General features: G+C 51.0%; 15 protein-coding genes and 1 other RNA gene. All 16 read left to right on the forward strand.

Going from position 1 to position 13,899, the window contains the following annotated elements:
* Positions 1-8 precede the first annotated feature (8 nt).
* The 16 genes from HMPREF2711_RS06650 (at position 9) to HMPREF2711_RS06725 (ending at position 13,840) form a co-directional block, all read left to right on the forward strand.
* The gene (locus HMPREF2711_RS06650; RefSeq protein ID WP_003748995.1) at positions 9-788 is read left to right on the forward strand and encodes a methionyl-tRNA formyltransferase; all 780 of its coding nucleotides are present in this window, start codon (positions 9-11) and stop codon (positions 786-788) included.
* Positions 781-1,956, forward strand: a complete 1,176-nt coding sequence (locus HMPREF2711_RS06655; RefSeq protein ID WP_003748998.1) for a DegT/DnrJ/EryC1/StrS family aminotransferase — start codon at positions 781-783, stop codon at positions 1,954-1,956. Before HMPREF2711_RS06650 ends, HMPREF2711_RS06655 begins: the two co-directional genes overlap by 8 nt.
* Positions 1,957-2,065: 109 nt before the next feature.
* The gene (locus HMPREF2711_RS06660) at positions 2,066-3,967 is read left to right on the forward strand and encodes a polysaccharide biosynthesis protein (RefSeq protein WP_003749000.1); all 1,902 of its coding nucleotides are present in this window, start codon (positions 2,066-2,068) and stop codon (positions 3,965-3,967) included.
* 43 nt (positions 3,968-4,010) lie between these two features.
* Positions 4,011-5,138: a polysaccharide export protein gene (locus HMPREF2711_RS06665; protein WP_003749002.1), complete on the forward strand. Its 1,128-nt coding sequence runs from the start codon at positions 4,011-4,013 to the stop codon at positions 5,136-5,138.
* A gap of 169 nt (positions 5,139-5,307) precedes the next feature.
* The gene (locus HMPREF2711_RS06670) at positions 5,308-5,757 is read left to right on the forward strand and encodes a low molecular weight protein-tyrosine-phosphatase (protein WP_003749004.1); all 450 of its coding nucleotides are present in this window, start codon (positions 5,308-5,310) and stop codon (positions 5,755-5,757) included.
* 26 nt (positions 5,758-5,783) lie between these two features.
* Positions 5,784-7,943 (forward strand): polysaccharide biosynthesis tyrosine autokinase, encoded by a 2,160-nt coding sequence (locus tag HMPREF2711_RS06675; protein ID WP_003749006.1) that lies wholly within the window; start codon positions 5,784-5,786, stop codon positions 7,941-7,943.
* A gap of 135 nt (positions 7,944-8,078) precedes the next feature.
* Positions 8,079-9,068: an NAD(P)H-dependent glycerol-3-phosphate dehydrogenase gene (locus HMPREF2711_RS06680; protein ID WP_003749007.1), complete on the forward strand. Its 990-nt coding sequence runs from the start codon at positions 8,079-8,081 to the stop codon at positions 9,066-9,068.
* 74 nt (positions 9,069-9,142) lie between these two features.
* Positions 9,143-9,466: a hypothetical protein gene (locus HMPREF2711_RS06685; protein ID WP_036494022.1), complete on the forward strand. Its 324-nt coding sequence runs from the start codon at positions 9,143-9,145 to the stop codon at positions 9,464-9,466.
* Between the two features lie 11 nt (positions 9,467-9,477).
* Positions 9,478-9,780 (forward strand): cell division protein ZapA, encoded by a 303-nt coding sequence (zapA, locus tag HMPREF2711_RS06690; protein WP_003681511.1) that lies wholly within the window; start codon positions 9,478-9,480, stop codon positions 9,778-9,780.
* 7 nt (positions 9,781-9,787) lie between these two features.
* A non-coding RNA gene (ssrS, locus tag HMPREF2711_RS06695) (6S RNA) lies at positions 9,788-9,968 on the forward strand.
* 178 nt (positions 9,969-10,146) lie between these two features.
* Complete coding sequence (gene rplM / locus HMPREF2711_RS06700; protein ID WP_003684605.1) at positions 10,147-10,578, forward strand: 50S ribosomal protein L13; 432 nt, start codon at positions 10,147-10,149, stop codon at positions 10,576-10,578.
* A gap of 12 nt (positions 10,579-10,590) precedes the next feature.
* On the forward strand, positions 10,591-10,983 hold the full coding sequence (gene rpsI, locus HMPREF2711_RS06705; protein WP_003681515.1) for a 30S ribosomal protein S9: 393 nt from the start codon (positions 10,591-10,593) through the stop codon (positions 10,981-10,983).
* Positions 10,984-11,072: 89 nt separating this feature from the next.
* On the forward strand, positions 11,073-11,582 hold the full coding sequence (locus tag HMPREF2711_RS06710; protein WP_003749012.1) for a protein disulfide oxidoreductase: 510 nt from the start codon (positions 11,073-11,075) through the stop codon (positions 11,580-11,582).
* Between the two features lie 340 nt (positions 11,583-11,922).
* Positions 11,923-12,360 carry a homoprotocatechuate degradation operon regulator HpaR gene (hpaR, locus tag HMPREF2711_RS06715; protein WP_003681518.1) on the forward strand — a complete coding sequence of 146 codons (438 nt, stop codon included), beginning with the start codon at positions 11,923-11,925 and terminating at the stop codon, positions 12,358-12,360.
* 10 nt (positions 12,361-12,370) lie between these two features.
* Positions 12,371-12,871: a 4-hydroxyphenylacetate 3-monooxygenase, reductase component gene (hpaC, locus tag HMPREF2711_RS06720; protein WP_003749016.1), complete on the forward strand. Its 501-nt coding sequence runs from the start codon at positions 12,371-12,373 to the stop codon at positions 12,869-12,871.
* Positions 12,872-12,889: 18 nt separating this feature from the next.
* On the forward strand, positions 12,890-13,840 hold the full coding sequence (locus tag HMPREF2711_RS06725) for a ketopantoate reductase family protein (protein ID WP_003749018.1): 951 nt from the start codon (positions 12,890-12,892) through the stop codon (positions 13,838-13,840).
* The last annotated feature ends 59 nt before the right edge of the window (positions 13,841-13,899 follow it).

Raw genomic sequence — 13,899 nt, forward strand, 5'->3', positions numbered from 1 at the left:
ATTTCTCCATGAAAATCTTATTTATGGGTCGTAAACAGGTTTCCGCCAACCTGCTTCGTTTTTTGACCAAACAAGACCATATCGAAATCGTCGGCGTTTTGACCGACAGCCATCTGCAAGGCTCGCCGACCGCGGCTGCCGCGCAGGAATTGGGTCTGCCCCTGTACACCTTCGATACGGCTTTGGAAGCAATGCGTGAAGGCCGTCTGAAATACGATTTGGGCTTGTCCGTCCTTTACTGGCGCAAGCTGCGTGATGAATTCCTGAGCATTCCGACTTTGGGCACGATCAACTTCCACCCTGCGCTGTTGCCCGAATACAAAGGCACAGGCGGCTACAACCTGGCCATCATGGACGAACTGGACCAATGGGGCAACACCGCCCACTACGTTGATGCCTCCATCGACACTGGCGAAATCATCGAAGTGGACCGCTTCCCCATCGACGCCGAAACAGAAACCGCCCAATCGCTCGAACGCAAAACCATGCAGGCGCTGGAGCCGTTCGCACAACGCATCATCGCCCGCGCCATCGAGTCGAAAACCAAATTGCCGACCACGCCCAACATCGGCGGCCGCTACGTCAGCCGCGACGAAATGGAAGCCATGAAGCAAATCCTCGACGGCGACAATATCGAGAAGAAAATCCGCGCCTTCTGGTTCCCCCCTTACGACGGCGCATACGTCGAAATCAACGGTCAGAAATACACCCTGATCAACCGCCAACTGCTGGAAGAAATCGCCCCCAAAGGCTCAACCAGTCTTTTTGCAGGAAAAACAAATGCTTAATACATCACTCTCCCCATGGCCAAGCTTTACTCAAGAAGAAGCCGATGCCGTTTCCAAAGTCCTGCTGTCCAACAAAGTCAACTACTGGACAGGTACGGAATGTCGCGAATTTGAAAAAGAATTTGCTGCCTTTGTCGGCACGCAATATGCCGTCGCCCTTTCCAACGGTACGTTGGCTTTGGACGTAGCCCTCAAAGCAATGGGTATCGGCCAAGGCGATGATGTGATTGTCACTTCGCGCACCTTCTTGGCTTCCGCATCCTGCATCGTGACCGCCGGCGCCAATCCGGTTTTCGCCGATGTCGATTTAAACAGCCAAAACATCAGCGCCGAAACCATCAAAGCCGCTTTGACGCCAAACACAAAAGCCATCATCGTGGTTCACCTGGCCGGTATGCCTGCCGAAATGGACGACATCATGGCTTTGGCCAAAGAACATAACTTGTGGGTTATCGAAGACTGCGCCCAAGCGCACGGCGCGAAATACAAAGGCAAATCCGTCGGCTCTATCGGCCATGTCGGCGCATGGTCGTTCTGCCAAGACAAAATCATGACCACCGGCGGCGAAGGCGGCATGGTGACCACCAACGACAAAGAGCTGTGGAGCAAAATGTGGTCGTACAAAGACCACGGCAAAAGCTATGACGCCGTGTACCACCGCGAACACGCACCCGGTTTCCGCTGGCTGCACGAAAGCTTCGGTACCAACTGGCGCATGTTGGAAATGCAGGCGGTCATCGGCCGCATCCAGCTCAAACGCATGCCCGAATGGACGGCGCGCCGCCAAGAAAACGCCGCCAAACTGGCTGAAAGCTTGGGCAAATTCGCCAGCATCCGTTTGGTTGAAGTAGCCGACTACATCGAACACGCGCAATACAAGTTCTACGTTTTCGTCAAACCCGAACACCTGAAAGACGGCTGGACGCGTGACCGCATCGTCAGCGAACTGAACGCGCGCAAAGTCCCCTGCTATCAAGGCAGCTGCTCCGAAGTGTATTTGGAAAAAGCCTTCGACAACACGCCTTGGCGTCCGAAAGAGCGGCTGAAAAACGCTGTCCAACTGGGCGACACCAGCCTGATGTTCTTGGTGCACCCGACCCTGACCGATGAAGAAATTGCGTTCTGCAAAGAAAACATAGAAGCCGTATTGACTGAAGCCACGGCATAATCATTTTCAGACGGCCTGCAACTTCAGGCCGTCTGAAAAAAACAAAACAGCCTGCTTCAAACAATCCGTACCAAGCCACATTACAACACTCAGACACGTAAAAAATAAAATGAACTTGGAAACCCTGCTGGCTCTGCCGCGCAATCTAAAAAAAACCTTCTTCGTCATTCACGATATCTTGATGATCTTCGTGGCATTTTGGTTTGCCCAAAGCCTTAAAGTGCAATACTCCGACGAATGGTTGAGTATCGCCAACTGGCTGGCTTTCGGCAGCACCGCGTTGCTGACCATCATCCTTTTCATCCGTATCGGCCTCTACCGTGCCGTTACGCGCTTCGTCAGCGTCCGCGTCCTGACCGCCGCCGCATTCGGCAGCATTATTTCAGCAGTCTTGTTCTGCCTGACCACCCTGGTTTTTGAGCAAAAACTGCACCTTGCCCTGCCCATCGTCTATTTCTTGGTCTTGGTGGTCGGCGTAACCAGCTCGCGCATGATCCTGCGCGCGATTCTGACCGACCACCACCGCAAGCAGATGACCCCCGTCATCATCTACGGCGCAGGCCAATCCGGCCGCCAATTGTTGGAAGCCATCAAACAGGTTAACGAATATTCGGCCATCGCCTTTGTCGATGACAACCCGAAAATCCAACGCACCGTCATCTATGACCTTGCCGTCTACAACCCCAACGAAATCCCGATGCTGATCAGCCGCTACGGCGTCCGCAAAATTCTGCTGGCGATTCCAAGTTCTACGCCTGAAGAACGCAAAGACATCATCCGCCGCCTCGAAGCCTACAAATGCGAAGTCCTGACCATTCCGGGCATGAAGGACTTGGTGGACGGCAAAATCAGCGTCAGCTCATTGAAAAAAATCTCCGTGGTCGATTTGCTCGGCCGAGCCCCTGTGGCACCGCGCCCTGAATTGATGAGCGCCGACATCAGCGACAAAGTCGTGATGGTAACCGGCGCAGGCGGCTCTATCGGCTCCGAACTTTGCCGTCAAATTCTCAACTGCCGTCCGACCAAACTGCTGTTGTTTGAATTGTCCGAATTCGCCCTGTACAGCATAGACAAAGAATTGCGCGAAACCCAAGCCGCGCAAGGCAGCCAAGTCGAAGTCGTACCGCTTCTGGGTTCGGTTCAAAACAAAGAACGCCTCAGCAGCGTCATGAAGGCCTACCAAGTCGATACCGTCTATCATGCCGCAGCCTACAAACACGTCCCTATGGTCGAATTCAACACCATCGAAGGCATTCAAAACAACGTGTTCGGCACACTCTGCTGCGCGCAGGCTGCCGTAGATGCGGGCGTTTCCACCTTTGTTTTGATTTCCACCGACAAAGCTGTCCGTCCGACCAATACCATGGGTGCCAGCAAACGCATGGCCGAACTCTGCCTGCAAGCGCTTGCCGCCGAGCCGGAACAAAAAACACGCTTCTGCATGGTGCGTTTCGGCAATGTATTGGGTTCGTCCGGCTCCGTTGTCCCGGTATTTGAAAAACAAATTGCCGAAGGCGGTCCGATTACCCTGACCCACCAAGACATTACCCGCTACTTCATGACCATTCCCGAAGCGGCGCAACTGGTTATCCAAGCCGGCGCAATGGGTAAAGGCGGCGACGTCTTCGTCCTCGACATGGGCGAATCCGTCAAAATCATCGACCTTGCCCGTCAAATGATTGTCCTCAGCGGCCTCAAAGTCAAAGACGAGCAACACCCGCACGGCGACATCGAAATCAAGATTACCGGCCTGCGCCCGGGCGAGAAACTTTATGAAGAACTGCTCATCGGCGACGAGGTGCAAAAAACCACTCATCCCCGGATTATGACCGCCAGTGAAGTAATGCTTCCATGGACGCAATTATCTGACATACTGTCGGAACTCCAAACCGCTTGTCTCCAAAGCGACCAAAACAGCCTGCGCCAGCTTCTGTTGCGCGCACCGACAGGCTTCGTACCTAAAGACGGTATCTGCGACTTGGTTTGGCAACAAAACAACAAGGCCGTCTGAACATTTTCAGACGGCCCGGACACCATACTGCAAGGACTACTACATGAAAAAAACGCTCTCCCTGCTTACTCTATTTGCACTGGCTGCCTGTAACAGCACGACAGTCATTCCCGGTTCGACCATCAAAACCCGAACCAAAACCATTGTTTACACCGACAACGACACCGCCGCCAATACCAACCTCGACAGCCGCGTTGCCGTTTACCCCATCACGCCCAACCTGATTGAAAAAATGCGTACGCCGCCCGTACTTTCCCAAGCCAACCAAGGCTTGGAACAAAGCAAAAGCGCTTACCGCTACCGCATCGGCAGCGGCGACGTCCTCAACATCATGGTTTGGGCGCACTCCGACCTCAATTCCCCCATCCAACAAAGCAACCCGCAAACCAACCAAGTCAGCCGCGGCGCCTGGGTGGATGAGGGCGGTTACATCACTTACCCGTTGGCAGGCAAAATTCAAGCCAAAGGCAAAACTTTGGACGAATTGCAAAACATCTTGACCAACCTTTTAAGACGCTACATCAAAAACCCTCAAGTCGCCATCAACGTTACCGAGTTCCGCTCGCAACGCGTTTCCGTTTCCGGTGCCATCAACCAAGCCGGCCAATTGCCGATTACCAATATCCCGATGACCATTTTGGATGCTATCAACCAAGCCGGCGGCGTTACCCAAAGCGCCGACACCCAGCACATCAAATGGACGCACAACGGCGTTGACCGCACCATTTCCCTGCAAAATATGCTGCAATACGGCGATATGTCGCAAAACCACCTCCTCAGCCATGGCGACATCGTTTACGTTCCTAACAGCAGCAACAACAAAATCTACATCATGGGCGAAGTCGGCAAACAAGCGACCCTGCCGATCGGCAACCACGGCCTCAACCTGACCCAAGCGCTCGGCGAAGTGGGGGGCATGAACCAAGCCTATGCGGATGCAACCGGCGTATTCGTGATCCGCCGCGTACCTGAAGATGCGGCCAAACCTATCCACATCTACCAGCTCAACCTGAAAGATGCGACCTCTTACGCAATGGGCAGCGAATTCAAACTGCGTTCCGAAGACACCGTTTACGTTACCTCCGCCCCGGTTACCCGTTGGAACCGCGTAATGTCACAAATTACCAACTCCATCAGCAACGTCAACACCCTCGACAATACGTTTAAATAAGCAGTGGCTCCTGCTGTCAGACCTTGTTTGACAGCAGGATACAAAATCACGCACAATCCGACCAAATTACATAAACGGCATATAAAAGCCGTACACACCGCACAAACGGAAAAGCAGTACCTTATAGTCTGACTCACGCTTTTTTCAGACCATAAACCGAAACAATATCATGTACCACAACATACTCATTGTCTGCCTAGGCAACATCTGCCGCTCCCCCACCGCAGAGCGGATTATGCAGAAAAAACTACCCGGCTATCAAATCAGCAGCGCCGGCATAAAAGCACTGGCAGGTAAGGATGCCGATTTCCAAGCCATTAAAACCGCACTCAAACACGGCGTTATCGTTGCAGGCCATACGGCACGCCAACTGACCGCCCAAATGTGCGAACAGGCCGATTTGATTCTCGTCATGGAGCCCAGTCAAATCGACATGGTGGCCGACATCCATCCGCCGGCACGCAGCAAAACCATGCTGTTTGCCCAATGGTTGCCGAAGAAAACCGTACCTGACCCATACAAACAAAGCAGTGAAATGTTTGAAGCCGTTTTCGAACAACTCAATGCTGCCGCAGACACTTGGAAAACCAAACTAAACGGAAAAACTCAACCGGTATAAAACCGGCATGAACAAGAAAGCAAGCAATGAAAAAAACGACCTACACACCTTATAGCGCAGACAACGACGAAATCGACTTCGGCCAACAGCTCCGCGTCATTTGGATGCACAAATACAAAATCCTCGCCGCCCTGCTTGCAGGCGGCATACTCGGCGCAGCCTTCAGCCTGGCATCCACCCCGCAATACCGCGCCGACGCCATGCTGGAAATCGAAACGCGGCAAAACCAAATCCTGACCGAAATCAACAGCATCTTCAACAACCAAACCACGCCGTCTGAAGCAGAAGTCGAGCTGGTTCAATCACGCCTGGTGCTGGGTAAAACCGTTGACGACCTCCAACTCGACCAAGAAGTCAAAGCCAAATACACGCCCGTTATCGGCAGCCTGATGCACAATCTCAGCGGCAACCCCGATCCCAAACTGACCGTCGGCAACTTTACCGTACAAGAAGAATGGTTCAACAAAACCTTCACGCTGACCGTCAAAAACAACAAAGCCTATACCCTCACCCTTCCCGACAAACACGTTGTCGAAGGCAAGGTCGGCGTGCCTCTGAAAATCAACAACCAAACCACCCTCAAAATCGATCAAATCCTGGCCGATCCGGGCCAAGAGTTTGCGTTGACCAAGTTCTCACGCATCAGCGCCATTGAAAACATCCAAAGCAAACTGGCGGTCATCAGCAAAGGTAAAACCAGCCCCATCATCAACCTTACCTTTACCGGCACCGACCCTAAACGCACCAGCGTCATTCTCAACAGCATTGCCGACAACTATGTTGCGCAAAACCGCGAACGCGACGTCCAAGTCGCATCCAGCGGCTTGGCTTTCATCAGCGAAGAATTGCCACGCTTGAAAGAAACCTTGCAAGACGCTGAAAACAAACTCAATGCCTACCGCCAACAATCAGGCTCCCTCGACATCCCACTTGAGTCCAAAGGCGCATTGGAAAGCCTGACCGGCATCGAAACCCAAATTACCCTGCTCAAAACCGAAGAAGCAGGTTTGGCCGAACTGTACACGCAGGAACACCCTTCCTATAAAGCCGTATTGGACAAACTCTCCGTCCTCGAGCGCGCTAAAAACAAAATCAACCAACAAATCGCCGAATTGCCCAATACCCAACAAGAAGTCATCCGCCTGACCCGCGACGTAGAAACCAACCAAGCAACCTACGTCCAACTGTTGAGCAAACAACAAGAGCTCAACATCATGAAAGCCAGTGCGCAAGGCAATGTCCGCATCGTCGATTATGCCTACGTCCCTGAAAATCCGGTTGCACCGCGCAAAGCCGTCATTACACTTCTGAGCGCACTTGCCGCAGGCTCGTTGACCGCTTTGTGGCTGATGATCCGCAACCGCATGAAAAACGGCATTACTTCTTCCGAAGAAATCGAAAACCTCAATTTGGAAGTCGTCGCTCTTGTTCCGCATTCCAAAACCCAGCAAAAACGTGACTTCTTCAAAAACAAATTCAAGAAGACCGGCGGCCGTTCCAACTATCTGCTGGCCAGCGAAGACCGTACCGACACGGCCGTCGAAGCCATCCGCGCCCTGCGTACCAATATCTACTTCTCCATGCTGGACGCACCCAACAACGTCCTCATGATTACCGGCGCCGCGCCTGAAGCAGGCAAGTCCTTTATCTCCGCCAACCTAGCCGCCGTAATGGCGCAATCGGGCAAACGCGTCCTGCTTATCGATACCGATATGCGCAAAGGCTATCTTGACCGACTCTTCGGCCTTACCCCCGAGTTCGGCTTGTCCGACATCCTAAGCGGTAAAGCGGCTCCGGCCAAAGCCGTACAAGAAACCGGCATTGAAAACCTCCACCTCATCAGCAGCGGCAACTATCCCAGCAATCCGTCCGAGCTTTTGATGGACAACCGCTTCAACGAGTTGCTCGCCCACGCGCGCCAACGCTACGATTACGTCATTTTGGACACGCCGCCCGTATTGGCCGTGACCGACGCCGTCATCATCGGCCAACATGCCGGCACCGTCCTGATGATCAGCCGTTATGCGCACACCCGCGCACGAGAGCTTGAGGCCAGCGTCGAACGCCTCAAACAAAACCACATCAACATCAAAGGTGTCGTCCTCAACGGCATGAAGCGCGAAGCCAACAACAGCTACGACTACTACGCCTACGATGCCTACCATTCCGGCAACAATAAATCATAAACTGAAGCAGGCCGTCTGAACTTTCAGACGGCCTGAGGCTTTTTAAACAGTACAAAATGTTTTTCACAAACGCCGCCCTTGCACCCCAAAGCCGTTTGTTTTAAAGTAAGCCCCGTTCCCATATGGAAGAGAAACATGAAAATTACCGTCATCGGCGCAGGTTCGTGGGGTACAGCTCTCGCGTTGCACTTTGCGCACCACAACAATGAAGTCGCCCTTTGGACACGCAATCCCGACCAAATCCGCACCCTGCAAGCAGATCGCGAAAACAAACGCGGCCTGCCCGGCTTCCCTTTCCCCGAGTCCCTGACCGTTTATGCCGATTTGGGCGAAGCGCTGAAAGACAGCCAACTTGCCCTGATCGTTACCTCCGTAGCCGGACTCAGAAGCAGCGCCGAGCTGCTCAAACAACATAACGCCGCCGACATTCCCGTTCTCGCCGCCTGCAAAGGTTTTGAACAAGATACCGGCCTCCTGACTTTCCAAGTACTGAAAGAAGTCCTGCCAAACAATAAAAAAATCGGCGTTCTCTCAGGCCCGAGCTTTGCCCAAGAACTGGCCGCCCAACTGCCTTGCGCCGTCGTTCTCGCCTCCGAAAACAAAGAATGGGTGGAAGAAACCACCGCCCAACTGAACACCAACGTAATGCGCCTGTACGGCAGCACCGACGTCATCGGCGTTGCCGTGGGCGGTGCCGTTAAAAACGTCATGGCGATTGCCACCGGCCTTTCAGACGGCCTCGAATACGGCCTCAATGCACGCGCAGCCCTAGTAACGCGCGGCCTTGCCGAAATCACCCGCCTTGCCATCGCCATGGGCGCGCAACCCAAAACCATGATGGGTTTGGCCGGCATCGGCGACCTTATCCTGACCTGTACCGGCGCACTCTCGCGCAACCGCCGCGTCGGCCTCGGCCTCGCAGAAGGCAAAGAATTGCATCAAGTGCTTGTCGAAATCGGCCACGTTTCCGAAGGCGTCAGCACCATCGAAGAAGTCTTCAATACCGCCGCCAAATACCAAATCGATATGCCCATCACCCAAACCCTGCTGCAACTCATCCGCAAAGAAATGACCCCGCAGCAAGTCGTTGAACGACTGATGGAACGAAGCGCGCGCTTCGAATAAACGGTCGCGCCGTCTGCCATTCAGACGGCCTGACACACAATATGACGGCCATAAGGCCGTCTGAAGGGAAACACATGAACCAATCACTGAACAATCTGGAAATCAACGTTTACCAACTTGTCCAAAAATTTGAAACGCTGGTTTCAGAAAACCGCCGTCTCAACGAAGAAATCGACAGACTCAAACTCGAGCAAGAGCAACAAAAACGCCAACACGACGCGGCCATTGACGAACTCAGCGAAGCCTTGCTGGTTCAAGTCGGCAAACTCAAAGAAGACCTGCAAAGCAAAATTGACAACCTGACTGCCGAAAAAGAAAACTACCGCAACGCGCTGGCCCAAAGTGCAGACCAAATCCGCAGCCTCATTGCCCGATTGCCCCAAGAAACACAACAATAAAAGGATGCCCCGTGAGTATCGAACAAGTCAATCTCGACATCATGAATGTCAACTTCACCATCAATACGCCGAGTGAAGAAAAAGCAACCCTCCTGCAAGCCGTTGAAATGCTCAACAAAAAAAGCGATGCGATTAAAGAAAGCGGCCGCATCGTCGGCACGGACAAAATCGTCGTCATGGCAGCCCTCAACGTCGTACACGACCTCTTGAAAACCACCCTCAACGACGATTTGGCAATCGGTGAATTTGAGCGTAAAATAACCGACATGAACAACGCGTGCCAAAAAGCACTGGCGCGCTTGGAGCAAAACTAATTTCCCCTTTTCCCTGCGGTGTTCGCGAAGGCATATATTCCTTTGAACCAATACGTTCGCTTTAGGTTGCCGGGAGTTGTAGTGGGCGCGAGCGTCCGTTTGCCGGACGCACCCGAAACTACCCGAGGTGACCGCCTTGTCAGCAAGGTTCAAGCGGATTCAGCCTAAACGGCACTCGTGGGGATTCCCTAAAAAAGCCATACCGAAAGGTGTGGCTTTCCCCTTTCTAGGTAAAGACTTTCGTAAAGATTTCCGGCCGTCTGAAAAAACCGCATATTCATGCATCAAACACGCTCAATTAAGATTGACAAAAACCAATCTCCTCTTTAAAATCCATAACTTTCTATATATATCTGGATTCCAACCATGAAAACCTTCTCTGCAAAACCCCACGAGGTGAAGCGCGAATGGTTCGTCATTGACGCAGAAGACAAAGTTCTGGGTCGTGTCGCAGCCGAAGTCGCACACCGTCTGCGCGGCAAACACAAACCCGAATACACCCCTCACGTTGATACCGGCGACTACATCATCGTCATCAATGCAGACAAACTGCGCGTGACCGGTGCTAAATTCGAAGACAAAAAATACTTCCGTCACTCTGGTTTCCCAGGTGGCATCTACGAGCGCACTTTCCGCGAAATGCAAGAGCAATTCCCTGGCCGCGCTTTGGAGCAAGCCGTAAAAGGCATGTTGCCTAAAGGTCCTCTGGGCTACGCCATGATCAAAAAACTGAAAGTGTACGCCGGTGCCGAACACGGCCACGCTGCACAACAACCTAAAGTTTTGGAACTGAAATAATAAGGACACGACATGAACGGTAAATACTACTACGGCACAGGCCGCCGCAAAAGTTCAGTGGCTCGTGTATTCTTGACTAAAGGTACCGGCCAAATCATCGTAAACGGCCGTCCCGTTGACGAATTCTTCGCACGTGAAACCAGCCGCATGGTTGTACGTCAACCCCTGGTTCTGACTGAAAATGCCGAATCTTTCGACATCAAAGTTAACGTAACCGGCGGCGGCGAAACCGGTCAATCCGGCGCTATCCGCCACGGCATTACCCGCGCCCTGATCGACTTTGACGCAGCCCTGAAACCAGCTCTGTCTCAAGCAGGCTTCGTTACTCGCGATGCTCGTGAAGTTGAACGTAAAAAACCAGGTTTGCGCAAAGCACGTCGTGCAAAACAATTCTCCAAACGTTAATACGTTTTCAGAATCGAATCAAAAGCCTTGCTCTGCAAGGCTTTTTTCATTTATCAAACAATCATTCAATCTTTTTTCACGGCAAATACATGACGAAAACCCTACTCCACTACGCCAAATCATTGCTTCAGGCCGTGATTATTTTCATTTTTCTCTCCTTGATTGTCGACTGGGTACGCAAACCCGACCAACCATTGCAATCAGCAGCGCAAACCCTCACGCTAACCAACGGACAAACCACCTCCCTCCAATCCTTCAGCCAGAACCGTGTTGCCGTTGTTTACTTTTGGGGTAGCTGGTGCGGTATTTGCTCATACACATCACCGACCATAGAAAAACTGCATCAAGACAATATTCCGACTCTGGGCGTAGCCTTACGCTCAGGAAGCGACAATGATATTGCCCGCCATATGCAAGAAAACAATCTATCCTTTCCAAACGTCAATGATTCAGACGGCCTGATGGCTCAAAAATGGAACATAGCCGTCACACCGACCATTATCATATTAAAAGATGGAAAAATGATTCATCACACATCCGGACTTTCCAGCTACATCGGCTTAAAAATCAGAATTTACTTAGCAGACATCTTCGGCTAAATTCATTGAAAATCCACTAAAAATAGAAAATCCAAAGAATTATCTCTGCCGAATATATTTACCCTATTCCACTTCATAAATAAATAAACTATCTCTTTCCCAATAACATATGATTTTGTTGAGATTATAAAGAAAATAGACTAAGATATAACCATAAGAACAATTGGAAACATTATTATCAAAACAAACTGTTAGAGACCTTCATCTAATATTGTGGCCGTGATGCTTTTGTTCCCATAGACCCGGTTGCCGACGGCAGCCTTAAAACAGCAATATTCGCCTTTATTAATTTACCTCACGCTTCAACGGTTTGATTTTTGATAACCCCGGAGACTTAGTAATGCCCAACCAATCTAAACATGCATCTATCAATATCGGTCTGATTCAGGCAAGGGAAGCATTGATGACCCAATTCCGCCCTATTCTGAACCAAGCCAATATTACTGACCAGCAATGGCGTATCATCCGGCTCTTAGCGGAAAACGGCACACTCGACTTCCAAGACTTGGCCAATCAGGCCTGCATCCTCCGTCCCAGCCTGACCGGCATTCTGACCCGCTTGGAAAAAGCAGGTTTGGCCGTGCGCCTGAAGCCTTCCAACGACCAACGCCGCGTTTATCTGAAACTGACGCCCGAAGGCGAGAAACTCTATGAGTCCACCGGCGCATTGGTTGACGAGCGCTATGACGCAATTGAAAAAGTCCTTTCCAAAGAAAAAATGGCACAACTCAAAGAACTCTTGGCAGAGCTGGCAAAAATCGAACAGGCATTAAAATAAAGCGAGCCGGATGACAGATTCAACACACACACTCAAGAGATCCTTCCGAGATGCCATGGCCTCCTGTGCCGCCGGTGTACACGTTATCACGACAGACGGTGAAGCAGGGCGCTATGGCATTACCATGACTGCCGTCACTGCCGTTACCGACGAGCCGCCGACGGTCATGCTGTGCATCAACCGCCAATCCGCCATCATCCCCATCCTGCAGGGCAACCGCAATTTGTGTATCAACACGCTCAACGACAGCCAGCAGGATGTTGCCGAACACTTTGCCGGACTGACCGACCTCTCGCCCGAAGAACGCTTCGAATACCATATTTGGCATAGAGGGCAAACCGGACAGCTCGAAGTTGAAGGCGCGCTGGCGCACCTGCACGGCAGTATTGTCGAGCAACGCGAAATCGGCACACATTACGTCTTTTTCGTCCAGATCAACGAAATCCGCAATACCGACGCGCAAGCGCCGGCATTGTTGTATTTCCGCAGGCAATTCAAATCTTTGGCATAAAAAGGAATTAATTTTTAGGTGAGAATAGCAATCCTAGGACTCGGAGTTATCGGAACAACTTATGCCTATGCTTTTCAAAAAGCAGGCCATCAAGTAAAACACATACTTAGAAACAGTAGGCGGAACAATGCTCCAAAATCTATCTCGGTTAATTTGCTAGATGGTCGCTGTAATTCCAAAGGGGAAAGCAAACATGATACCTATGAGGTTCAAGTGGCTGAAGCTCATTCAGAATATGATTTTATTTTTCTGAGTGTGCGTTATGGTTTTGTTAAAGAAGCCGTGAAAACCTTGCAAGAAAATAATATCAAAGGAACTCTAGTTTTCTTCTGCAATTTCTGGAATACTCGAAAAGAGATCCAGGAGTGGGCAGGAGAGTACGACTATATTTTAGCTTTTCCGACAGCTGGTGGACATATGACCGAGGATCATTTGGACGGTGTTCTGTTCGACCATTTAATGCTAGAAGGTGAGCAAAAAGCAAAAATTCTTAATTATGTCAATCTGACGACTTTACTGACCTCTGTAGATTTGAAGTGGGAAGTTCCTCATGATATGGTCGAGTGGATTTGGATTCATATGGCGATTAATGCGGGTGTTACTTCAACAGCTGCACGTTCGGGAAAACTGGAAAACCCGGAAGAGTTAGCCCTAAACTTGATGAATAGTTCTTCAGAATTATCATTAGCTATCAAAGCCATTCGAGAGGCTTTGAAAGTCGTTGAAGCACGTGGCGTAAATTTGAAGCTTTATAAAGCTGAGCTCTTACCTTACAAAATTCCCGCTTGGCTTGCCGGAAGAGCTATGAAAGTCATGTTTGCTAAAAATGAAATGACCCGAAAGATTATGACATTACACAATGACAAACAAGATATCTTCTATTGTTGTCAAAGTGTCTTTCAGACAGGTCAAGAGTTAGGTATTGAGATGCCCATTCTGGAAGCAAATATGAAGGGGATTTCGATCTAGAAGGTTTTAAGGGTCTCAGGCCGTCTGAAACATCGGTTTCATTTTTTCAGACGGCCTGA

Origin of the sequence: Neisseria sp. HMSC070A01 (genome assembly GCF_001810165.1) — a bacterium.
Taxonomy (GTDB): Bacteria; Pseudomonadota; Gammaproteobacteria; order Burkholderiales; family Neisseriaceae; genus Neisseria.

Excerpts from the sequence above, each read along its gene's own strand:
- HMPREF2711_RS06650 (WP_003748995.1), top strand. The coding sequence starts at position 9 with ATGAAAATCTTATTTATGGGTCGTAAACAGGTTTCCGCCAACCTGCTT.
- HMPREF2711_RS06655 (WP_003748998.1), top strand. The coding sequence starts at position 781 with ATGCTTAATACATCACTCTCCCCATGGCCAAGCTTTACTCAAGAAGAA.
- HMPREF2711_RS06660 (WP_003749000.1), top strand. The coding sequence starts at position 2,066 with ATGAACTTGGAAACCCTGCTGGCTCTGCCGCGCAATCTAAAAAAAACC.
- HMPREF2711_RS06665 (WP_003749002.1), top strand. The coding sequence starts at position 4,011 with ATGAAAAAAACGCTCTCCCTGCTTACTCTATTTGCACTGGCTGCCTGT.
- HMPREF2711_RS06670 (WP_003749004.1), top strand. The coding sequence starts at position 5,308 with ATGTACCACAACATACTCATTGTCTGCCTAGGCAACATCTGCCGCTCC.
- HMPREF2711_RS06675 (WP_003749006.1), top strand. The coding sequence starts at position 5,784 with ATGAAAAAAACGACCTACACACCTTATAGCGCAGACAACGACGAAATC.
- HMPREF2711_RS06680 (WP_003749007.1), top strand. The coding sequence starts at position 8,079 with ATGAAAATTACCGTCATCGGCGCAGGTTCGTGGGGTACAGCTCTCGCG.
- HMPREF2711_RS06685 (WP_036494022.1), top strand. The coding sequence starts at position 9,143 with ATGAACCAATCACTGAACAATCTGGAAATCAACGTTTACCAACTTGTC.
- rplM (WP_003684605.1), top strand. The coding sequence starts at position 10,147 with ATGAAAACCTTCTCTGCAAAACCCCACGAGGTGAAGCGCGAATGGTTC.
- rpsI (WP_003681515.1), top strand. The coding sequence starts at position 10,591 with ATGAACGGTAAATACTACTACGGCACAGGCCGCCGCAAAAGTTCAGTG.
- HMPREF2711_RS06710 (WP_003749012.1), top strand. The coding sequence starts at position 11,073 with ATGACGAAAACCCTACTCCACTACGCCAAATCATTGCTTCAGGCCGTG.
- hpaR (WP_003681518.1), top strand. The coding sequence starts at position 11,923 with ATGCCCAACCAATCTAAACATGCATCTATCAATATCGGTCTGATTCAG.
- hpaC (WP_003749016.1), top strand. The coding sequence starts at position 12,371 with ATGACAGATTCAACACACACACTCAAGAGATCCTTCCGAGATGCCATG.